Origin of the sequence: Bradyrhizobium sp. NBAIM18 (assembly GCF_020193825.1) — a bacterium.
Lineage (GTDB): Bacteria > Pseudomonadota > Alphaproteobacteria > Rhizobiales > Xanthobacteraceae > Bradyrhizobium > Bradyrhizobium yuanmingense.
This window is the reverse complement of sequence record NZ_JADYVO010000024.1, coordinates 55,063-75,783: the sequence shown is the minus strand read 5'-3', so window position 1 is coordinate 75,783 and position 20,721 is coordinate 55,063. Positions and strand designations below refer to the sequence as shown.

The window sequence follows — 20,721 nt, the reverse complement described above, 5'->3', positions numbered from 1 at the left end:
AGGGGACGACAGGCGGGACGACAAGGGCTGAATCAGGCAGCGGATTTTGCTCTTTCGCGCCTTGTCTGGCCCGCCATCCTCGCCTATTAACGCCCCCAACCACAGGGGCCCAGCTCCTAATATGGCGCCTTCAGGAGAGGTGGCAGAGTGGTTGAATGCACCGCACTCGAAATGCGGCATAGGTGCAAGCCTATCGGGGGTTCGAATCCCTCCCTCTCCGCCAGCTCAGCGACCCCCCCCTCTCAAATAGCTCCGCAAAATCAGCCTGATGCCGGTGCGTTCGGCCCGCCAGCACCGCCCGCGCCGTCGCCACGAAGGCCTGCGCCGCGGGCGACAACGTCCGGCCCTGGCACTGCAGCAGCGACACGGGCCGGGTGAGGGCGGGGCGCACCAGCGGTGTTGCGATCAGTGTCGGGAACTGGTCGGGCGGCAGCATCGTCGCGGGAAGGATGGCGAGGCCGAGGCCCTGCGCCGTCATGGCGAGCGCGGTGTTGATCAGGGTCACTTCATAAGTCGGATCGAGGCGCTTGCCCTGCGCGCTCAGGGCCTGATCGATCTGCATGCGGATGCGTGTCTCGCTGCGCATCGCGATGGTCGGCAGTTGCACCAGCTCGTCCCAGGTCAGGGAACGCCGCGCGGCGAAGTCCGCGGTGCGACGGCCGATCGCGCTCAGGCGGCCGCTTGTTAGTGTCTCGATCGTCATGTCCGCGAATTCGCCCTCGACGCTGCCGATCGCGAACTCGGCATCGGTCGTGCTCAGCCGTGGCACGAGATCGTCGGCGGCGACATCGCGCATGTCGATCTCGATGTCGGGATGGCCAGTGCGGAATTTCGCCAGCACCGGCGGCAGCAGCGCCGATGCCGTGCCGGCCGAGGCGAGAAACACGACCCGGCCGGCGCGGGCCTGCGCGAGATCACGCATGCGGCGCGACAGGCCTTGCGCATCGCTCAGCATGCGCTCGGCGGCGGCGAACGCCTCGTCGGCGGCCAGCGTCGGCTGCACCGAGCGCGTGGAGCGGTCGAACAGCTTGACGCCGAGCTGGGCCTCGAGCTGCTGGATCAACAGGCTCGCCGCCGATTGCGTGATGCCGAGCTCGCGGGCGGCCCGCGTGATGCTGCGCGTCCGATACACGCCGGTAAAGACCCGCAACTGGCGCAATGTGACATTCATCTGGAAAGCTCATGAATTGATGAGTTCTTTCCGACTTATCGCATAAACGGACCTGCAATAAAATGCATGCTGTGCGGACGGAAAGAATCCGCGGCAAGGATTGGAGCGAGCATGAGAGCACAAGTGCTGGTGGTGGGGGCCGGGCCCGTCGGATTGACCGCGGCGATGGATATCGCTTCGCGCGGCATCGATGTCGTCGTCGCGGAAATCCGCCACGCCGGCGATCCGCCCAGCGTCAAGTGCAATCACGTGTCGGCGCGCTCGATGGAGATTTTTCGACGGCTCGGCGTCGCCGGCCGCTTGCGCGATGCGGGGCTCCCTGCGGACTTTCCCAACGATTGCTCCTATCGGACCACGGCGACCGGGATCGAGCTTTGCCGCATCGACATTCCCTCCCGTGCGCGCCGCTATAGCGCGACCGGTGGCCCCGACACCTGGTGGCCGACGCCCGAGCCGCCGCACCGGATCAACCAGGTCTATCTCGAGCCGATCCTGTTCAGCCATGCCGCTGCGCAATCACGCATCAAGATCCTGGCGCGCACGGAAATCACCGACATCGAGCAGCACGACGACCATGTCGTCGCGCTGGCGCGCGATCTCGACAGCGGACATTCGCTCCGCATCGAAGCCAGCTTCGTGATCGGCTGCGACGGCAGCCGATCCCTCGTCAGAAAAGCAATCGGTGCCAGCCTGTCCGGCACGCCGGTGATCCAGCGCGTGCAGTCGACCTTCATCGAAGCGCCGCAGCTGAAAGAGCTGATGGGGGCGCACAAGCCGGCCTGGATGGTGCTCTCGCTCAATCCGCGCCGCTCCGGCACCGTTGTTGCCATTGACGGTCACGACCGCTGGCTGATCCACAATCATCTGAAGCCGGACGAGCCCGAGTTCGACTCGGTCGATCGCGACTGGGCCATCCGTGCCATTCTCGGCGTCGACGAGCGCTTCGAATACCGCGTGCTCAGCAAGGAGGATTGGGTCGGACGGCGCCTGGTGGCCGACCGCTTCCGCGACCGCAGGGTCTTCATCTGCGGCGACGCCGCGCATCTGTGGATGCCCTATGCCGGCTACGGCATGAACGCGGGCATCGCGGATGCCGTCGACCTCTGCTGGCAATTGGCGGCGCATCTGAACGGCTGGGCGCCGGCTGCGATCCTCGATGCCTATGAGGCGGAGCGCCAGCCCATCACCGAGCAGGTGTCGCGCTTTGCGATGGACCATGCGATGAAGATGATGGCGCAGCGCGGCGGCGTGTCCGCCGAGATCGAGGATGACACGCCGCGCGGCCAGGCGGCGCGCGCGGCGCTGGCGAAAGCGGCCTACGATCTCAACGTGCAGCAATATTGCTGCGCCGGCCTCAACTTCGGCTACTATTACGACGCCTCGCCGATCATCGCCTATGACGGCGAGACGCCGCCGCCTTACGCGATGGGCAGCTTCACGCCATCCACCGTGCCGGGCGCCCGCGCGCCGCATTTGTTCTTGCGCGACGGACGCTCGCTCTACGACGCCTTCGGCCCCGGCTACACATTGCTGCGGTTCGATCCGGCAATCGATGTGACGCGGCTGCAGGACGCCGCAAAGGCGCGCGGCGTGCCGCTCGCGCTGGTCGACGTCGCGCCGGAGGAGGCGAACGGCGCCTATGCCGAGAAGCTCGTGCTGGCGCGGCCCGACCAGCACATCGCCTGGCGCGGGCAGTCGGCGCCGGAGAACGCGCAGGGCCTGCTGGCCCGTATCACTGGCGCTGCGGCGTAGGACGACATCGAGCGGACGGCCTGGCGACGTAGCTCGCCAAGCCGAGTTTCAAAAACAGAATACATGGAGGAGACCGTGTTTCACGTTGCAAGACGCCGCATCCTGGCCGCGCTGACGGCCGCCGCTTTCGCACTGTTGCCGGTGGCGGCGGCCCGAGCCGCCTATCCCGAGCAATTGATCAAGATCATCGTGACCTTCCCGCCCGGCGGCAGCGCCGACACGGTCATCCGCGCGCTCGAGCCGCTGGTCACCGCCGAGCTCAAGCAGAGCCTGGTGATCGAGAACCGCGCCGGCGCCGGCGGCAACATCGGCATGGCCGCGGTCGCACAGGCAAAACCCGACGGCTACACGCTGGGGGTGGCGCCGGCAGGTGCGCTCACGGTGAATCCGCACCTCAATGCCGCGATGCCGTTCGCGCTGAAGGATCTCGCGCCCATCACCTTGCTCGCGGAAATTCCCTTTGTGCTGGTCGCGTCCGCGAATATTCCGGCGCGCACACCTGCGGAGACCATCGCGCTCGCCAAGGCGAAGCCGGGTGGGCTCTCGATCGGGCATGGCGGCAACTCGACCGCGATGCATTTGACTGCCGCGCTGTTCACGCAGAGAAGCGGGATCGCGATGGAACTGGTCCCGTATCGCGGGACGGCGCCGGCGGCGGTCGATGTTCTCGCAGGCCATGTCCCGTTCGCGGTGCTGGATATTCCGGCATCGCGACAATTGATCCTCGACGGTAAGCTCAACGCGATCGGCGTGTCCTCGGCGCGCCGCCTTGCGTCCCTGCCCGACGTGCCGACGCTGGCCGAGAGCGGCCTTGCCGGTTTCGAATCTGTCGGCTGGTTCGGGCTCGTTGCTCCCGCCGGCACGCCTGCGGACGTCATCGCCCGGCTGAACGAGGCCTTCGCCAAGGCGCTGAAGGACCCTGCCGTGGCGGAGAAGATCCGCACCCTCGGCGCGGAGCCTGCGCCGACCTCGCCCGAGCAGTTCGGCCGCTTCATTCAGGACGAAAGCGCGAAATGGGGCAAGCTGATCAGCGAGGCCGGCATCAAGGCAAACTAGAGCAAATCGATTCGATCTAAAGCCATTCCGCTTTAGCGTTTTCCGCTTCCCCGATAACGCACGTGATCGACCAGCGCGCGCAGCTTCGGCGGAAGATTCCGCCGATCCGGAAAGTAGAGGAAGAAGCCGGGGAAGAACGGGCAGTATTCCTCCAGCAGGGGCACCAGTTCTCCGCGCTCGATATACGGCTTGAACGTCTCTTCCATGCCGAAGGTCAGGCCGCCGCCCGCGCAGGCGGTCCGCACCATGACCCACATGTCGTTGGTCGTGATCCTCGGCTCCACCGCGACGTCGAACTCGCGGCCCCCTTCCGCAAATTCCCAGCGGTAGGGCGCGACGTGCGGCGCCGGCCGCCACCCGATGCAGCAATGCTGCGACAGCTCGCGCGGGTGCGAGGGCGCGCCGAACCGCTCCAGATAGGCGGGAGCGGCCACGACCAGCTGGCGCTGGTCGCCCGAAACCGGCACGGCGATCATGTCCTGCTCGATCACTTCGCCGAGCCGGACGCCGGCATCAAAGCCCTCGGCCACGATGTCGAATTCCTCATCGGTCACGGTGACGTCGACCTGCACGCCGGGATTGGCCTGCGCGAATTCGGCCAGCAATGGACCGCGAATGAATCGCTCGGCGATCGACGAGACGGCGAGACGCAGCTGCCCCGTCGGCTGCGCGTCACGGTCGCGGGCGCCGTTGATCGCCTGCTCGACTTCGGCGAGCGCCGGTGCCACGCGCGCGTGCAAGCGCAGGCCGGCTTCGGTGAGACTGACGCTGCGCGTCGTTCGCTGCACGAGCGCCACGCCCAGCTGGTCTTCCATGCGCCTGATGGCCTGGCTCACGGCGGATCGGGTCACCCCGAGCCGCTCGGCGGCGCCACGGAAGCTCTTGGCTTCCGCGACCGCGATGAAAACGGCGACGAGGTTCAGGTCCGTGGTCATTGGTTAGCCATGCTTACCACCCCGGTCATCATTGGCCAACTTCTCCCACCCCTCGCCGGGGACTATCTCGGAAGCCACACGAAGGAGGCTCCGATGACGTCGCTCGATCAATACCGCCTGCTTGGCCGTTCCGGCCTGCGCGTATCTCCCCTTGCCCTGGGCACGATGACCTTCGGGACCGAGTGGGGATGGGGCGCCGATCCCGGCGAGGCCCGGCGGATCTTCGATCTCTATGTCGACCGCGGCGGCAATTTCATCGACACGGCGGTGAACTACACCAATGGCGCGTCCGAGCGCCTGGTCGGCGAGTTCGCCCGCGGCAAGCGCGATCGCGTCGTGCTCGCAACCAAATTCACCATGGCCCGCGATCCCGGCAATCCCAATTCCGGCGGCAACCACCGGCTCAATATGATTCGTTCGGTGGAGCAGAGCCTGCGGCAGCTCGAGACCGATCGCATCGACCTGCTCTACCTGCACGCCTGGGATGCGACGACGCAGCCCGACGAGGTGATGCGCGGCCTGGACGATCTCGTCCGCAGCGGCAAGGTCCAGTATGTCGGCATCTGCAACACGCCGGCCTGGCGCATTGCGCAGCTGCAGACGATCGCAGATCTGCGCGGCTGGTCGCCCTTCGTTGCGCTGCAGATCGAATACAATCTGGTGGAGCGCACGGTCGAACATGAGCTCATTCCGCTCGCGGCGAGCCTTGGCCTCGGCGTGCTGCCCTGGTCGCCCCTCGGCGGCGGCGTGCTCACCGGCAAGTACAGCCGCGCCGATCTCAGGGATTCGCAGGAGCGCGCCGTCGGCACGACACGCGCCTCGATCATCGCGTCATCAGGCCTTCTCAACGAGCGGTCGCTGGATGCGGCCGAGACGGTGCGAGCCATCGCCTGGGAGCTCGGCGCAACGTCCTCGCAGGTGGCGATCGCATGGACGCTGGCCAAGCCAGCGGTCACCGCGCCGGTGATCGGGGCCCGCACGCTGGAGCAGGCAGAAGACAATTTCGGCGCGGTCGGGATCTCGCTGTCTCCCGAGCAGATGGCGCGCCTCGACCAGGCGACCGCGCCCGATCCCATTTTTCCAGGCCGTTTCGTGCGCCGCCCGATGGTGGAGCAACTCATCTTTGGCGGCGCCAGCGTCGCGCGGCGCGGGTAGGTCTAGCAACAACGCGACCGACCTGCGTGCATCACTTCGGGGCAGACGGCATCTTGCACCAGAAAGGGAGACACCAATGGCAACCATGCTCAATCGCGCGCTTGCGTCGTGCGTCTACGCGGTCATCGTCACCGCTTCCACCCTGACGACGGCCGCACCCTGCGGACAGGCCAATTCCGTGCAGGACGACAACAAGCGCATCGTCACCGATGCGTTCGATCGCTGGGCGGCGGGAGGCACCACCTTCTTCAATGACCTGCTGCACGACAACGTGGTGTGGCGCATCAGGGGATCCGGTCCAAGCGCCGGCGAGTTCAGAGGGCGCGATGTGTTCGTTGATCGCGCGGTCCGCCCGTTCGCGAACCGGTTGTCGACACCGGTCCGTCCGACTGCCGTGAGGATCTTCGCCGATGGTGATCACGTCATCGCGCATTGGGAAGGCAGCGGCGTGGCGCGCGACGGCAAGCCCTACGCGAACTCTTACGCGTGGATCCTGCTCATGCAGGACGGCAAGGCGGCGGAGGTGACGGCCTATCTCGACCTCGCACCCTATGACGACGTCCTCCGGCGCATTCCTCTGCCGGCACAATAGGCCGCACATAAGAGTGATATCGCTTGTGGCCATCCTTCGAGACGCCCGCCGTTGGCGGGCCCTCAGGATGAGGACCGCGTGCGTGGCACTGGTTTCAGCGGGCTCCGATGCCGCTGAGCCTCATCCTGAGGAGGCGCGTAAGCGCCGTCTCGAAGGACGAGGCGCGCGCTCAGCTCGCGCCAAGAGCCATATGCGAAAGCCCCACCGCGAGCAGGAGCTTGAACCCATCGCCCGTACGATCCGACCTAGCAAGGTCCCGCCATCCGGCGGGCGCCAGGTGATCTTAGGGACGATGTTCGACAAAACCTACCGGCAGCGCCTCGAAGCCGATCTTGCGCGATGGGAGGCCGACGGCGTGATTGCGCCGGCGGCGGCCGTCGCGATCCGCAGCGCGCTGCCGCCGCTTCCGGCCGGCATCAACATCGCCGTGGTCGTCGCCATCGTCGGCGGCCTGCTGATTGCCGCCGCGTTCCTCGCCTTCGTCGCGGCGCACTGGACCGAGATCGCGCGCCTGGCGCGGTTCGCGATCCTGCTGGCCGGCATGGTGATCGCCGGCGGTCTCGGCGCCTGGTTCGCGGCGAGAGAGCGCACAATTCTCGCCGATCTCTGTGCCAGCGTCAGTGCCATCATCTTCGGCGCCGGCATCGCGCTGGTCGGTCAGATGTACCACCTCGGCGACGACTTCGCCGGCGGCATGCTGTTGTGGTCGATCGGCGCGTTTGCCGCGGCGCTTCTGACCGGCTCGCGCGGCGCGCTCGCGGTCGGCCTCGTCGCCGCCTCGATCTGGACCTGCATGCGGATCACCGACGCGTCCGACGTGCTGCATCTTCCGTACGTCTCGGTCTGGCTCATCGCCGCCGCACTCGCCTTCGCCTGGAATTCGCGCGTCGCGGCTCATCTCGTCGCGCTGGCGCTGCTGCCGTGGTGGATCGCGACCTCGCTCCGCTTCGAATTCGAGGGCACGCAGCCGTCCTTCGTGCTCGCGAGCGGTGCGGCCCTGCTGTTCGGCGCCGGGCTCGCGATCGCAGCCGCGCCGTCGCCGCGCGCGCTCCGGCTCGGCACTGTCCTGTCGATTTACGGCGCATTTTCACTGGCCATCGCCGCGTTCCTGGAGGTGACGACGGTCGACGATCTCGTCCGCTTTCGCGAAGGGTCCATTGCGGGCCAGCCGCTTTGGGCCATCGCGTGCGGAAATGCCGGCGTGATCCTCGCGCTGGCCTCGGCTGCGATCACCAGGCGCGCGGGAGAACTGCTTGCAGCCGCTGCGATCGCCCTGGTCCTGCTCGCGGCGCCGGTCTGGCCGGCCTCCATGGCCGGCGAATCCTGGCTCGCCTATGCCGCGCTGCTCTCGGCCATGCTGTGTCTCGTGGTCTCCGGCATGCTCGATGACGTGCGCCCGCGCATCGTCGCCGGCTGGCTCGGGATGGCCGGGGTCATCGCCGGCATCACCTGGGCGGTGAAGGGATCGCTGCTGCGCCGCTCGGCCTTCTTGGCAGTGGCGGGCGTCGCGGCCGTCGCCTTTGCCACCGCGCTCAATCGCATGCTGCCGAGGGCCGCGCGATGAACGGGATGATCGCACCCGTGGTAGCATCCTTGGCCGCATTCTGGCGGCGCATCCCGAAAGCCATGCTGTTCGGCGTCGCCATCCTGATCCAGTGCGCGCTGCTGGTCCTGATGGTCGCCGACCGCATCCAGATCCTGCGTAACGGCGTCGAGGTCACCCTGCAGACGCAGCCGGTCGATCCCCGCGATCTCCTGCGCGGCGATTATGTCGTGCTCCGTTACGACATCTCGCAAGTGCCGGCCGGCGCGCTCGCCGGCAAGGTAGCCGACGCGCGCCATCCAACCGTGTTCGTCAAGCTCGCGCCCAGGGCGGACGGCGTCTATCAGGCGGTCTCGGTGCATGCCGAGCCTGTTACGGTCACCGCGCCCGAAGTGCTGATCCGCGGCCGCGTCGGCAATTACGGCGGGTCCTGCGGCGACGACCGGCGAAGGTTCTGCGACAACCTGCCGATCAAATATGGCCTCGAAAGCTATTTCGTGCCCGAAGGCGAGGGCAAGAAGCTCGAGGACGCCCGCAACCAGCAGAAGCTGCGCATCGTCGCCGCCGTGCTGCCCTCCGGCCGCGCCGCGATCAAGCGGCTGCTGCTGGATGGGGAGAAGGTGTATGAGGAGCCGCTGTATTAGGGGATGGTTTTAGGGGTACCCGAGTCAAACAAGGCCGCTCAAGTTTTGGTTCCCACGCAACCTATTGATGTTACAAAACTTCTTTGAAGTACCGCGCGCGAAATGCGGCATAGGTGCTAGCCTATCGGGTCCGAATCCCTCCTCTCCGCCATAAGTTGTGGTTCCAAAAAATTCCCCGTAGAGTAAGTGTGGCTTACGTTTGCTTCAGGCGGCGAAATTCGTGCGCGCACAGCCGAGGGAGTGGCCGTCCGCATGGCGACCGTCTTCCAGATGACTGTTGACCTTCGTCTGAGCGAGTAGAGCCCCACTACGAGGTGGGCTAAGCAGGGAAGTTACGATGGGGCCGATTCGGCTCCTAATGGGGGGCTTAGACCGTGCAAAGTTCAAATGCCGCACGAGCAACAAACGTCATTCCGCTCCGCCCTAGGGGCAGTCCCGAGATAGCTGTCGAGTGTGCAGACAATCTTACGTTTATGCGTAAGCTTCCAAACGAGAGCATGCACCTGATCATCACGTCACCGCCGTACAACATCGGTAAGGCGTATGAGAAGCGGACGACAAATGAGCTCTACATCGAGCAACAGGCGGCGACTATCGCGGAGGCAGTTCGCCTGCTCCATCCGCGTGGGTCGATCTGCTGGCAAGTCGGAAATGGTATTGAGGATGGCGAGGTCTTTCCTCTCGATATCCTTCTCTATCCTAAGTTCAAAGATCATGGCCTGAAACTCAGAAACAGAATTGTTTGGACATTCGGTCACGGGTTACATTGTCAGAAGCGACTTTCTGGGCGCCACGAAACCATTTTGTGGTTCACCAAATCAGACGACTACACATTCAACCTTGATCCCATTCGAGTTCCGTCCAAGTACCCACTGAAGAAGCATTTTAAGGGGCCGAATAAGGGCAAGGTTTCGAGTAATCCCCTTGGCAAGAATCCCAGCGATGTGTGGGATATTCCGAATGTGAAATCTAACCATGTCGAGAAGACCGAGCATCCATGCCAGTTCCCGGTCGGCTTGGTTGAGCGGCTGGTACTCGGGCTGACAGATAAGGGCGACTCGGTTCTCGATCCCTACTTGGGAGTCGGATCAACAGCTGTAGCTGCGGTCAAGAATGGTCGAAATGCATACGGCTGCGATGTTGTACAAGAGTACATCGATATCGCTTATCAACGATTGGACGCGTTAGGTGCAGGTCAGCGTCCAGTAGCGATCAAAACAATTGCCTTCGAGCTGCCAAAAGGTGATCGCCTTTCCTTAGCCGCGGACGAGTTTCCTGGGACGCCGAACACGACACTCCCAGCGACGCTTTGTGATGGAGAGACGGCTTTCCTGATGGTGAGTCATGCTGCCATTGGCAACGCTTTACTCGAAATGCGGGTGAAGAAGGTACATCTAACGCCCATTTGTACCGACACCGCTGGCAATGTATATCGTGGCACGCCTTGGCCAGTCGATGGCCGGAAGCTCGCGGAGCGAGTATTCTAAGCTTACGGCGTTGTCGGTGCCGTCCGTAATCCCCCCCGTAGACCTTGCAAACCCGCGACATCACCAGGATGATCGCCGCGTCGTAGCATCGCTCGCGAGGTCTTCATGCGAAAATGCGAAGTCGCCGTGTTGGGTCTGGGGCTCATGGGCGGAGCAGCGCTAAGCGCATTGCTGGATGCCGGCGTCGATGCGCTCGGCTTCGACCCTGTCGCAGCAGGTTCGGATCGAGGCTCGTCACATGGGTCATGTCGCATTTTCCGTCGCTTCAATTTCGAAAACCCCAACTACACCAGCTTGAGCGACGAGGCTCATGCCGGCTGGATCCGGCTGCAGACCGAAAGCGGTCAAACGGTTCTGACGGAAACCCCTGTTCTGGAGGCCGGCCGCCCCGGCTCCGCCATGGTGGCGTCCTCGCGCGCGGCCGCGATCGCGAAAGGGCGGGCGGATCCGATGTTGACCGCGGCTCAAGCGAACAAGGAATTTCCAGCCTTTAGCCTGCCCGGCGACTGGGACGTCGTCGTGCAGGACGGTGGCGCGATCCTGCGCACCGAGGTCGTCATGACACTGATGCGCGCACGCGCTCGCGACCGCGTGATCCCGGAACGCGCGAGCTTTTCGCCGCGCCAGGACGGCGTGTCGATCCGCACGGCGACCGAAGAGTTCTTCGCCGAGCGCGCTATTCTGGCGCTTGGCCCATGGCTCGGTCGCGCACTCCCGCAACTCGCCGCGCTGCTGAACGTGACCCGACAGGCGGTCGGCTGGTTCGCGCCTGCCAGCCCCGACAGCGTGGCGCTCGGTCGTTTCCCGATCTTCATTCTCGACCGAGGTCCTGATGACACCGTCTACGGCTTTCCGGACTTCGAACAGCGCGGCGTCAAAGCTGCGCCTCACAACCACGGGCCCGTGGTCGGCCCCGACGACTGGGGCCCGCAGGCCAGCGATGCCGAACTCCGCCCGATCGGCGACGCGTTGGCCGCCCTCGTCCCGGGTGCGGCCGGGCCCATCATCGATCGCGACGTCTGCCTCTACACCAACACCGCGCCCGCCGACCGCCGGCTAGACGCGGGCGAGGAATTCATCATCGATCGCTGGCCGGAGTCCCGCCTGATCGTCTGCTCCGCGTGCTCAGGCCATGGCGCGAAGTTCGCGCCCGCCATCGGGCAAAGGCTTGCTCGCCTTGCCACCGATCCGTCCTACCAGGCAGAATCCTTCTTTCAGCTTTCGCGCTATTCTCAATTCGCCTGAGCGGATGCTGGATGTTGCGGTGACAGTGCATAAAACGCGCACCGTCCGGCGGCTAACGCCTTGACGAGACCCGGGCCAAAGCCCTGCCTGTCCGACCTCTTGCGAGGATGCCACTATGCTCCTGTTTTGCCCGACGAAGCAAATGACAGGAGACGTCATTCGGAATGGGCGACACCGCGCGCAGCCAATCTCGTCGGCTCGCACCGTTGCGCCGAACAGCTGCGACAAACCACGATCCCCCGACTTTTCGGCCCCTAAAATCCCACCCGACCCAAACCCAATCCCCCTTCCCACCTAACCCATTGATCTTGCAACCCCCGTCTACTGTGCATGGGGTTGTTTTCGAACTTTTGTTGTTCCATGCCATCACGCGACACGTTCAACCGCCACGGCACCGGGCCAGCCGCCCCTACCCAAGCGAGACCAACATGCACTCTTCGGCCAGCGGCTGGGGCAACGGGCTTCTCGGCGTCATCATCTTCAGCGGCTCGCTGCCGGCGACGCGGGTGGCGGTCGGCGGTTTCTCGGCGCTGTTCCTGACGTCGGCGCGCGCGGTCATCGCGGCGCTGATCGGGGCTGTGGTGCTCGGCCTGCTCCGGCAGGCGCGGCCGCAGCGCCGTGATCTCGCCTCGCTCACCATTGTCGCCATCGGCGTCGTGGTCGGCTTTCCCCTGCTGACGGCGCTCGCGCTCCAGCACATCACGTCCGCGCGGTCCATCGTCTTCATCGGCCTGCTGCCGCTGTCGACCGCGATCTTCGGCGTGCTGCGCGGCGGCGAGCGGCCGCGGCCGCTGTTCTGGCTGTTCGCGGGTCTCGGCAGCGCCACGGTGGCCGGCTTCGCGCTCTCCGGTGACGGCTCGGCCTCGCTCGAAGGCGATCTCCTGATGGTCGCCGCGATCGTGCTGTGCGGCCTCGGCTATGCCGAGGGCGCCGCGCTGTCGCGCCGCCTCGGCGGCTGGCAGGTGATCTCCTGGGCGTTGCTGCTCGCGCTGCCCTTGATGCTGGTGCTCGCCGTGCTGACTTGGCCGCCGGCCTGGAGCGGCATCGGTGTGCCCGCCTGGATCGGGCTCGCCTATGTCTCCGTCTTCAGCATGTTCGTCGGCTTCATCTTCTGGTACCGCGGGCTCGCCATCGGCGGCATTGCCCGCGTCGGCCAGCTCCAGCAGCTGCAGCCGTTCTTTGGCCTGGCGCTCGCCGGCCTTCTGCTCGGCGAGCCGGTCGCAGGCAGCATGATCGCCGCGACGGCAGTCGTGGTCGCCTGCGTCTTCTTCGCGCGGCGGTTTGCGTGAGGCGGCGACGCCAAACCTTGATCTAGATCAATGCCTGTCCCGGCGCGGTGCCTGCCTTTAATGCATGACAAGCGAGGGAGGACGTGATGCGACAGCGAACGAAATTGTGGTTAGCCGGCGCCGTTGTTGTCTGCGCAGCCTTGGGCTCGGTGCAGTGGTCGGCACAGGACGGTCTTTCACTCTCGATCCAGAGCGCGGAAGCCCGCGTCGGCCGGCCGGCGACCCCGGCGAGCGTTGCGGGCGTCGCACGTCGAACGACGCGTCGTGCCGTGGTCGGTGGCGCGGCCGTCGGTGCAGCAGCCGCAGGAGCCGCCGTCGTGGCGCCAGCCTGCGTCCGCGTGCTGGTCAACGGCGTCTGGGTCTGCCGCTAGGCCTCACTGCTGCCCCATCACCGTTCGCGTCAGCGCGGCCTTCGCGAACTTCTTCAGCGGCATCGGCTTGCCGAACAGAAAGCCCTGCACGACGTCGAAGCCGATCTCGCTCGCCGCGATGAGGTCGGCGCGGCTCTCGACCCCTTGCGCCACCGCGCCCGCGCCGAAGGTCTGCGCCAGCTCGACGATGTGACGGCACACCGTGCGCTTCAGCCGATCGCCGCCGCTGCCGGTGACGAATTGCCGGTCGGCCTTCAGCTTGACGAAGGGAATCTTGTCCAGCTCCATCAGCTGAGGCCAGTTGGCGCCGAGATTGTCGATCGACAGGCCGATATTGTGCAGGCCGACCTCGCGCGCGACCTCGGCCAGCAGATCGAGCTCGCGGATCGCCTCCTCGCTGTCGATCTCGACCGTCAGCCCGCCGAAGGCCGGATGCGTCGGCACGCGGCGGCAGAGATCGCGCACCGCCTGCGGCTCCCTGAGATAGGCGGCGGGAAGATTGATCGACAGGTCGACCGGACTTTGCTGCTCGAGCAGATAGTGCCAGTCCTGCACGGCGCGATCGATCACGAACTCCGACAGCTCGCGGAAATGCGGATCGTGCGGCTCCGGGATGAAATAGGCCGGCGGCACCACGCCCCAGGTCGGATGCCGCATCCGCACCAAGGCCTCGGCGCCGTTGCGGACCAGCGTGCGCGCGTCGATCTTGGGCTGGTACCAGAGCTCGAGCCAGCCGGCATGCAAGGCCTCGCCGACATGCACGGCCGGGCTCGGCGCCGGCTCCTCCGGCAGCAGCATCGCAACGCGCTCGCGTAGCGTCTCCGCGGCAAAGGGCGTGGTCAGCGGCGGCAGCATGGCAAGGCCATATTCGTCGCCGACCTGCCGCACGGCTTTGACGATGATCGAATCGCGGGCGCCGACGGCGAGAACCTTGCCGGCAAATGCCTCACGCACCAGGATTTCGAGGAATCGTCCCGGCTCGATGCCGTCGGCGGCGATGCCGAGCAGGATCAGGTCGGGTAATTCGGTGGCGAGCACCGTCTTCAGCTCCTCGGCGCTGGCGCATTCGCAGGTGACGAAGCCGAGATCCTCGAGGATCTCGCTGAGGAACGCGCGCAAGTGACGCTTGCTGTCGGCCACGCAGGCGCGCGGCGTCACCTTTCGCCGTCCGAAGGTCACAGGCCTTCGTCCGACGAGTTCAATCATCCCATCGTTCATCGTACACCACTCCCGTTCCGTGACGGTTTCTTAAACGCGGAGCGTGGGTTCAAATAAGGAGAGCTTCACATCGTTCTTGAATTATCTGAGTAACGTTAAGCCCTGCAATTCGAGCTAATTTGTCGACAGAATCTTCGAAATGAATTCGCATACCCCAGCACCACACGCGCAGCGCCGGTTGTTGCAGGTGAAATGTCTCCGCACGCAAACCGGCGCGACTTGCCGGTCGGCGGCATCGAACGATGCACTCGCGCGGGTTGCTTCGAGGCGGCGATGAAGCCGGCGCAAGGTGAATCGGCGCCGACTTTCACGCTTGCGTCTTCCCGCGATGCGCGCACCGCCGCCTTTCGCTCGTGACGGTCATGCGACAACGGGTCCGCGCCGGCGGCCGAGAATGTGAAGCACATCACACGCGCGTTGCCGCGCTCGCGCTAAAGGTCCCCCGAGCCGGTGGAGGGCTGTCGAGGATTACAGCTATGTCGATGCGGCGAATGATGTATTGGTGGTTCAGGTTCGTGCTGTCAGGGCGATTCATGGATCGCTTCCTGTGCCTGCCGCGCTAGCCGCGCGGCACACGGTTTTTCGCGGCCGAACCGGGTCTAGAGCATGATCCGGAAAAGTGTGCAGCGGTTTTCCGGAAAGATCATGCTCAAACGCTTTAGGTTTGCCCGATCAATTTGCGGAACGCCGCCGCGCCGTCCTGCATCGCGTCTCGTCCCTTCCAGGCCAGATAGGACAGCTTGCCGCCGAGCGTATCGTGGCTGCGCAGCCGCCGCGAGCCGAGAATGTGGCCGACATTGTCGGGAAAGCGGCTGACCTCCGCCGTTACCAGCGCCGCGATTGCATCCATCAATTGCTGGAGGCGGACGCCCCATTCGCACTGCTCGATGCCGTCGATGCGGACCTTGAGCGCGTATTCGGTATCGTAGATGTCCGCGAGCAGGTCGCGGGCGATCAGCACCCGATTGTTGCGAAGCGCGACACGAAGCGCGAGACGCTTGTCGTCGAGCCGGTCGAGCACCATGTGAACGACGCAGGCATAGGGCGTGGCGGCAACGTCCGCGGCGGCCTTGCTCGCCGCGGGCTTGGTGGCAAGCCGCACCAATTGCCAGGACGTCCTCAGGCAGCGCGCCACCAGCGCCAGCGCGAAGGGAAGCGCCTGGGGATGCGCCTTCTTGAAGGCGTCGAGCTGTAGAGTGATCTGGGCGACCTGGCTGTCGTCGAGCTTCGCGATCCTCTCGGGCAGCTTCTCGTTGAACTTCGGCAGCGCATCACCGCAACGCAACACCTGCAGCATCTTCAAGACGTCGTCGAAGGCGGTGCGCGAGGCCGTGTATTGCGCAAGCTTGGCCCGCGCAGCTTCGGCGCTCTCGGGCGAGGCGAGGGTGCTCTCGAGGACCTTGACGACCTTGGTCTGGAAGGTCGAGGCGATCTTCTGGACTTCCTTCGGGTTGTTGGCCGCGACCTGGTCGCCGATCGCCTTGATGTAGTCGCGCGCCATGGTGGGCAGAAGGTCGCGGCAGATCCATTCCCAGATCGGGGTGAGGGTATTGCGCGAGATCCGCCCCATGTTGGCATGCTCGGGCGCGCCGTCGATCAGCAGCAGCTCGAGCGGCGCGAAGAAATAGCGCGACGGGCTGGTCGCGCGCGCCTGGGTCGATCCGTCCTTGCGGAATTCGGCGCGCAAGCGGGCCTGGATGTCGGCCGAACCCGGCATGTCGATGCCGCACAGCTCGAGCCGTTCGAGCTCGCTGAGCAGACAGCTGCGCGACAGCGGCGTCAGCCTCTGCAGAAATTCCGATAGCCGGTCGATCTCGTCCATGGCACGCAATCTTTCGCAGCGTGGCCCGCGGGCTTGCGGGCCCAATGCGTGGAGGCATTTGCGCGCTCTCAACCTCCCTAGAGAAGCAAGTCGCCGTTAATTAATCCGTAAAATCCGGGGGGTGGATGTCGGAGCAAAGCGTTCGCCGAGGCGCTTTTCCCGTTCTCACCCCACGATTTCGGCAGAAAACTCAACCGCTGCATGGTCGCGTGCGGCGCCGCGCAAGCACAAATTGTGCCGAAGTCGCCATTTCAGCGTAAAACCGTCTAAATCACCGTAGTCATACGGAGCAAAAAGTTAATCACAGACCCGCCCCGGTTCCGCTAAACGAGTGACATGGGGTCACAGAATGATACGGCCACCGATTCGCGGCCGTCGGCATGGCACGAGAGCAGCGCTGCTTCAGCTGAAGAGCCCGATTTCGCCCGCCTGAGCGCCTTGCGTGCCAATGCGGCCGACGAAATGGCGGCTGCCATCGCCCGCGAGCTCAATGGCCCCCTGACCGCGCTGCTGCTCTATATGGGCGAGATCAAGCACCACAGCGATCAGCTCGTCCCCGCGACCGGCGATCGCGCCTATTTGCAGCGGGTGGTGGAGAACGCGCTGGCCCAGACCGAGCGCGTTTGCGGCCTGGTCAAGCAGCTCGCCGGCCCGCCCAAGGGCGGCTCCAAGGGCGGCTTGCCGAGCCCGTCCGAAGAGGCAGAATCGAAGGCCGCCCGCGTGCAGCGGCTGCCGAGCGCCGATCTGATCGGCCCGTCGGGCCAGAAGCGGCTGACCAGGCGCGAGCGCGAGGTGCTGAGGCTGATCAGCGAAGGCTACTCGAACAAGCAGGGTGCGCTTCGCATGCAGATCAGTCCGCGCACTTTCGAGAGCCATCGCGCCGAGGCGATGCGCAAGCTCGGTGCGCGCAACACCGCGGACCTCGTCCGTGCGGCGCTGCTGCATTCGATCGACTGAGGCCGGGCCCGTCGCCCGCCGTCGGGCGAGACCCGACTCCTATCTCGAAAATTTGGAGATCCGTGGCGCTCAGAAATAGTCTTCGGCGAACGGACGTGCGCGCGAGGCGGGACGCAGCGGCTTGATCTCTTCCTTCGGCGCGCTCGGAATGATCGTGATGGTCCAGCGGGGGGGCATGCTCGATTCCTGCTCCAGCACCGAGCGCACGAAACCGGTCACGGTCGACTCGCCGGCCTTCACCGTCGCCATCCGGCCGTTGAACTGTGCGATCCGGAAGCGACGAACCTCCTTCTGGTCTGCGGTCTCGTAGGTGAACATGGAAAACCCTCCTGGTTTTCCGGGACTATCGCCAGCTATGATTAGCCATCTGTGAAAATCGCAAACCGTAGAAGTACGGCGGGAATGCACGCGCGAGTAGTCCGGAGCGTTTTCACGCGAAGCAGCGCGACGAGCGCGCATCCCACGCGAGCTAGCCTTGCGGCTCCTGCGCATGCGCGGCGGCGTAGGCCGCATCCATCTGGTCCAGGAGCGCGCGGAATTCGGTCTCGCCGAGGCTTTCCGCGGTTTTCTCCAGCCGGAGCGCCAGCGCTGCCAGCCTGAGATAGCCGAACGTTCCGGCCGCGCTCTTCAACGAATGTGCTTCGCGCGCGATCCTGGCGTGGTGCTGCGCAGGCGAGAGCGTTCGGAACGATTGCAGGCGCGCGCAGGTCTCGCTCCAGAACACGTCGCGCACTTCACCGGCGCCGTCCTCGCCGATCTCGCGCACCAGCGCTTCGTACGCGCGCGGCTCGCGCGCGGGTTCGGCATCGATCGCGTTCGCAAGCCCGACGGTGACGTCAAACATGTCTTGCCTGCCCTGATCCGGTTCGTGTCGCGCGGCACGCCGCCGCGCGAGGCATGTCGCGTGTGTACGGCCTTCGAATTTCAGTTCTGGTAGCAGGATGGCTGGTGTTTGCAGGCCGGCATTAGCCCGCGGTTTACCAAGCGACCGCGGCGTTCAGGGCGGGCCGAGCAGCCGGTCGTACTGGGCCTTCACGGCGGCGTAGCATTCGCACGCCGTCTGGCGCAGCCCGTCCAGGTTGGTGATCTGGATGTGTCCGCGGCTGTAGTGGATGAAATTGGCCTGCTGCAGGGAGTTGGCGACCAGCGACACGCTGTTGCGGCGGGCCCCGATCATCTGAGCCATGGTCTCCTGAGTCAGCAGCAGACGCGACTCGCCCGACATGTCATGAGTGTGCAGCAGGCAGCGCGACAGCCGCGACTCCACCGGATGGGCGGCGTTGCAGCCCGCGGTTTGCTGCACCTGGGCGTAGACCGCCAGCCCGTGACGCGCAAGCTGCGTGCGCAGGGCGCTGCTCTGATCGGCAGCCATGCGCAGGCGATCCAGATCCACCACCGAGGCGGCGCCGGGAACCAGCACGATGGCGGTGTTCAACGCACACGCATCACCCTCGATGGCGAGCGTTCCGAGCAGGCTGCCACGGCCGATCATGGCGACTTGCACATGCTCGCCTTTGGCCAGTTCAACCACCAGCGAGATGACGCCGCGGTGAGGAAAATAGGCGCGCATGAGCGTCTCGCCGGTCTCGACCAGCACCGCCCCGTGGGGCAGATCCACAGTTCGCAGGTGCGGGCGGATCAACTCATAATCGTCTGCCGACAGTGCGGACAGGAAACCGTTGGACGGACGCGCCATGCTTTCCAAAGCTGCCTCCTCCGTACCCTTGCACCTGGGAATCTCACGTCTGCACTCACGCGGTGCGCGGGTAAGTTCCATCATCCTCGCGGCGGGATACATTGGCAATTGAGACAAGTTGTCCGGCCCTGGCGATGCATCGACGCTGCGTGCAGGTCGGAACACAGAGATCGCATCGTGCTCCCGTCACGCCACGACTCCCATCAGGCGCAGGTGATGGGCCTTCACCGCCGAATAGCAGCCGCAGGACGTCCTTGGGATCGATGATCTCGATCTGGCCGCGGCTGTAGCGAATGATGCCGGCGCGCTGCAGCGCATGCGCGACCAGCGAGATCGCGTTGCGGCGGACGCCGATCATCTGCGCCAGCGCCTCCTGGGTCAGCGGCAGGATTTGGCCGTCGGACAGGTCGTGGGCGCGGAGCAGCCAACGCGCGAGCCGCGCCTCGACCGGATGCAGCGTATTGCAGAGCAGCGATTGCTGCACATGCGCGAGCATGACCTGCTCGTGGCGGACCATCAGCTTGCGAAGGCGTGCGCTTGCGGTCGCGACCGCGCGGAAAACCCCGAATTCGATCACGGAAGCAGCTCCTGGGAACAGCACAACCGCGTCCATCGGCGAGATGCCGTCGGCAAGGGCCGCACCGGCCCCCACGACGCTATCGCGGCCCAGCATCGCAAGTCCGATCGTCTGTCCTTCGGACGGCTCACCCTGATCGAAACGCATCCACCATGCGGGAGGTAGACATGTCTCGGTGCAGTGCCGATCTCGCCCATGACAGATTTGCTGACCATTTCAACCGTCGCGAGGTGCGGACGCAGCAGATCGAAATCCGCGGCATCGAGCCGTTGCAGCAGCTGGTTGGGCGGGCGGCCGCTCACGGTCATGCAGGTTAATCCGGCGGGTTCGATGGACGCCGGGCGCGGCGGCCTTCGTCACTCAGTTGCACGGCGCGCAAATACTAATCTAAAGGTTGTGGCATCGTCCATATACCCGTTAGAGGGCAGACAGCCTGTTTCATTTGCGGCGGAATTAAGAGGCGCACACTGATTCGCTGACAAGGCGGCCGCCCTGCAACACGCACGCGGGAATAAGCGGCAAGGGCCTCAGGAGCTGGAAGGCATTGCATCCGCGCTGGCCATCGGGCCGGCTCGCGTCGCCTCGTCCGCTTCCGCAAACGACGTTCATCTCTCATCGTAGCAAAGGAGAAAAGGCGTGCCGCACGGTTCAATCGTCGAATCGCCGAAACGGGAAGCCCAATTGGGGCGAGACGATCTGCGCCATATTCTCGTCGTCGACGATGCCCCGATGGTGTGCATGGCCATCGAGGTTTACCTCCAGCGCAACAATTTTCGGGTGACGATCGCCGAGGGTGGTGAAGCCGGACTGCGCGCCCTAGATCTGATGATCATCGACATCTTCATGCCGCACATGCGCGGGTTCGAATCGATCCGGATTTTCCACGAGCGGGCTCCGGTCATTCCGCTGATCGCGATGTCCGGCTACGCCTTCGCGAATTTGGACTCGCCCGCGCCGGACTTCCTGCGGATGGCGCTGGAGCTCGGCGCCGCGCGCTGTCTGCGCAAGCCGTTCACGCCGCACGCGCTGCTCGCCGCCATCAACGATTGCCTGGCAGAGCCTCGCCCCCGCTCCGACATTGCCACGGCCGTGCAGCTCGGTTAGCGCGACACGAGCCGCTTTCCCCGCGGGGTAACGCTTCGTTTACCTCGAGCGTGGACCGCCTAGATCCGGCAACGCCCAAGCACTCGCGCGACGAGGGCGCGGCCGGC

The 20,721-nt window shown here is 65.2% G+C and carries 21 protein-coding genes and 1 tRNA gene; 14 read left to right on the top strand and 8 right to left on the bottom strand.

The window, feature by feature from the left end; all coding sequences use genetic code 11:
- Positions 1-133 precede the first annotated feature (133 nt).
- Positions 134-223, top strand: a tRNA-Ser gene (locus tag I6F17_RS32805).
- Here I6F17_RS32805 and I6F17_RS32800 read toward each other — a convergent pair.
- Positions 191-1,171, bottom strand: coding sequence for a LysR family transcriptional regulator (locus I6F17_RS32800; protein WP_225190463.1), 981 nt, complete (start codon positions 1,169-1,171; stop codon positions 191-193). The two genes, I6F17_RS32805 and I6F17_RS32800, sit on opposite strands and share 33 nt — an antisense overlap.
- A 111-nt stretch (positions 1,172-1,282) precedes the next feature.
- On the opposite strand from I6F17_RS32800, the gene I6F17_RS32795 reads away from it, so the two are divergent.
- Together I6F17_RS32795 and I6F17_RS32790 are read left to right on the top strand one after the other, a co-directional pair.
- A complete protein-coding gene (locus I6F17_RS32795; RefSeq protein WP_225132183.1) occupies positions 1,283-2,923 on the top strand; it encodes an FAD-dependent oxidoreductase in 1,641 nt (546 codons plus the stop codon).
- Positions 2,924-2,998: 75 nt separating this feature from the next.
- On the top strand, positions 2,999-3,979 hold the full coding sequence (locus I6F17_RS32790) for a tripartite tricarboxylate transporter substrate binding protein (protein WP_225132182.1): 981 nt from the start codon (positions 2,999-3,001) through the stop codon (positions 3,977-3,979).
- Between the two features lie 32 nt (positions 3,980-4,011).
- On the opposite strand, the gene I6F17_RS32785 is transcribed toward I6F17_RS32790, so the two are convergent.
- Positions 4,012-4,914: a LysR family transcriptional regulator gene (locus I6F17_RS32785; RefSeq protein WP_225132181.1), complete on the bottom strand. Its 903-nt coding sequence runs from the start codon at positions 4,912-4,914 to the stop codon at positions 4,012-4,014.
- A gap of 93 nt (positions 4,915-5,007) precedes the next feature.
- On the opposite strand from I6F17_RS32785, the gene I6F17_RS32780 reads away from it, so the two are divergent.
- The 8 genes from I6F17_RS32780 to I6F17_RS32745 all read left to right on the top strand — a co-directional run bounded on the left by I6F17_RS32780 (position 5,008) and on the right by I6F17_RS32745 (position 13,240).
- Complete coding sequence (locus tag I6F17_RS32780; protein ID WP_225132180.1) at positions 5,008-6,069, top strand: aldo/keto reductase; 1,062 nt, start codon at positions 5,008-5,010, stop codon at positions 6,067-6,069.
- A gap of 76 nt (positions 6,070-6,145) precedes the next feature.
- Positions 6,146-6,661 (top strand): nuclear transport factor 2 family protein, encoded by a 516-nt coding sequence (locus I6F17_RS32775; RefSeq protein ID WP_225132179.1) that lies wholly within the window; start codon positions 6,146-6,148, stop codon positions 6,659-6,661.
- Between the two features lie 292 nt (positions 6,662-6,953).
- On the top strand, positions 6,954-8,225 hold the full coding sequence (locus I6F17_RS32770; protein ID WP_225132178.1) for a DUF2157 domain-containing protein: 1,272 nt from the start codon (positions 6,954-6,956) through the stop codon (positions 8,223-8,225).
- Between the two features lie 5 nt (positions 8,226-8,230).
- Positions 8,231-8,848 (top strand): GDYXXLXY domain-containing protein, encoded by a 618-nt coding sequence (locus I6F17_RS32765; RefSeq protein WP_225132185.1) that lies wholly within the window; start codon positions 8,231-8,233, stop codon positions 8,846-8,848.
- 497 nt (positions 8,849-9,345) lie between these two features.
- Positions 9,346-10,335, top strand: a complete 990-nt coding sequence (locus tag I6F17_RS32760; protein ID WP_225132177.1) for a site-specific DNA-methyltransferase — start codon at positions 9,346-9,348, stop codon at positions 10,333-10,335.
- 105 nt (positions 10,336-10,440) lie between these two features.
- The gene (locus I6F17_RS32755; RefSeq protein ID WP_225132176.1) at positions 10,441-11,580 is read left to right on the top strand and encodes an FAD-dependent oxidoreductase; all 1,140 of its coding nucleotides are present in this window, start codon (positions 10,441-10,443) and stop codon (positions 11,578-11,580) included.
- A 428-nt stretch (positions 11,581-12,008) separates the two neighbouring features.
- The gene (locus I6F17_RS32750) at positions 12,009-12,869 is read left to right on the top strand and encodes a DMT family transporter (protein ID WP_225131090.1); all 861 of its coding nucleotides are present in this window, start codon (positions 12,009-12,011) and stop codon (positions 12,867-12,869) included.
- Positions 12,870-12,955: 86 nt separating this feature from the next.
- Positions 12,956-13,240 carry a hypothetical protein gene (locus I6F17_RS32745; protein WP_225131091.1) on the top strand — a complete coding sequence of 95 codons (285 nt, stop codon included), beginning with the start codon at positions 12,956-12,958 and terminating at the stop codon, positions 13,238-13,240.
- 3 nt (positions 13,241-13,243) lie between these two features.
- Here I6F17_RS32745 and I6F17_RS32740 read toward each other — a convergent pair whose 3' ends face one another.
- Both I6F17_RS32740 and I6F17_RS32735 read right to left on the bottom strand, forming a co-directional pair.
- Entirely contained in the window at positions 13,244-14,458 is a 1,215-nt protein-coding gene (locus I6F17_RS32740; RefSeq protein ID WP_225131092.1) for an EAL domain-containing response regulator, read from the bottom strand.
- A gap of 658 nt (positions 14,459-15,116) precedes the next feature.
- Entirely contained in the window at positions 15,117-16,280 is a 1,164-nt protein-coding gene (locus I6F17_RS32735; protein WP_225131094.1) for a hypothetical protein, read from the bottom strand.
- Between the two features lie 336 nt (positions 16,281-16,616).
- Here I6F17_RS32735 and I6F17_RS32730 point away from each other — a divergent pair, with 336 nt between their 5' ends.
- Positions 16,617-17,237 carry a helix-turn-helix transcriptional regulator gene (locus I6F17_RS32730; protein ID WP_225131096.1) on the top strand — a complete coding sequence of 207 codons (621 nt, stop codon included), beginning with the start codon at positions 16,617-16,619 and terminating at the stop codon, positions 17,235-17,237.
- Positions 17,238-17,306: 69 nt separating this feature from the next.
- Here the strand turns inward: I6F17_RS32730 and I6F17_RS32725 are convergent, their stop codons facing one another.
- The 4 genes from I6F17_RS32725 to I6F17_RS32710 all read right to left on the bottom strand — a co-directional run bounded on the left by I6F17_RS32725 (position 17,307) and on the right by I6F17_RS32710 (position 19,657).
- Entirely contained in the window at positions 17,307-17,555 is a 249-nt protein-coding gene (locus I6F17_RS32725; RefSeq protein WP_036040573.1) for a hypothetical protein, read from the bottom strand.
- Positions 17,556-17,706: 151 nt separating this feature from the next.
- Positions 17,707-18,081 (bottom strand): Hpt domain-containing protein, encoded by a 375-nt coding sequence (locus I6F17_RS32720; RefSeq protein WP_225131097.1) that lies wholly within the window; start codon positions 18,079-18,081, stop codon positions 17,707-17,709.
- Between the two features lie 153 nt (positions 18,082-18,234).
- The gene (locus I6F17_RS32715) at positions 18,235-18,933 is read right to left on the bottom strand and encodes a Crp/Fnr family transcriptional regulator (RefSeq protein ID WP_192893380.1); all 699 of its coding nucleotides are present in this window, start codon (positions 18,931-18,933) and stop codon (positions 18,235-18,237) included.
- 55 nt (positions 18,934-18,988) lie between these two features.
- The gene (locus I6F17_RS32710; RefSeq protein ID WP_346657044.1) at positions 18,989-19,657 is read right to left on the bottom strand and encodes a Crp/Fnr family transcriptional regulator; all 669 of its coding nucleotides are present in this window, start codon (positions 19,655-19,657) and stop codon (positions 18,989-18,991) included.
- Between the two features lie 20 nt (positions 19,658-19,677).
- Here I6F17_RS32710 and I6F17_RS32705 point away from each other — a divergent pair, with 20 nt between their 5' ends.
- Together I6F17_RS32705 and I6F17_RS32700 are read left to right on the top strand one after the other, a co-directional pair.
- Positions 19,678-19,827, top strand: coding sequence for a hypothetical protein (locus I6F17_RS32705; RefSeq protein WP_225131139.1), 150 nt, complete (start codon positions 19,678-19,680; stop codon positions 19,825-19,827).
- Positions 19,828-20,146: 319 nt separating this feature from the next.
- On the top strand, positions 20,147-20,614 hold the full coding sequence (locus I6F17_RS32700; protein WP_346657045.1) for a response regulator: 468 nt from the start codon (positions 20,147-20,149) through the stop codon (positions 20,612-20,614).
- Positions 20,615-20,721: the final 107 nt, after the last annotated feature.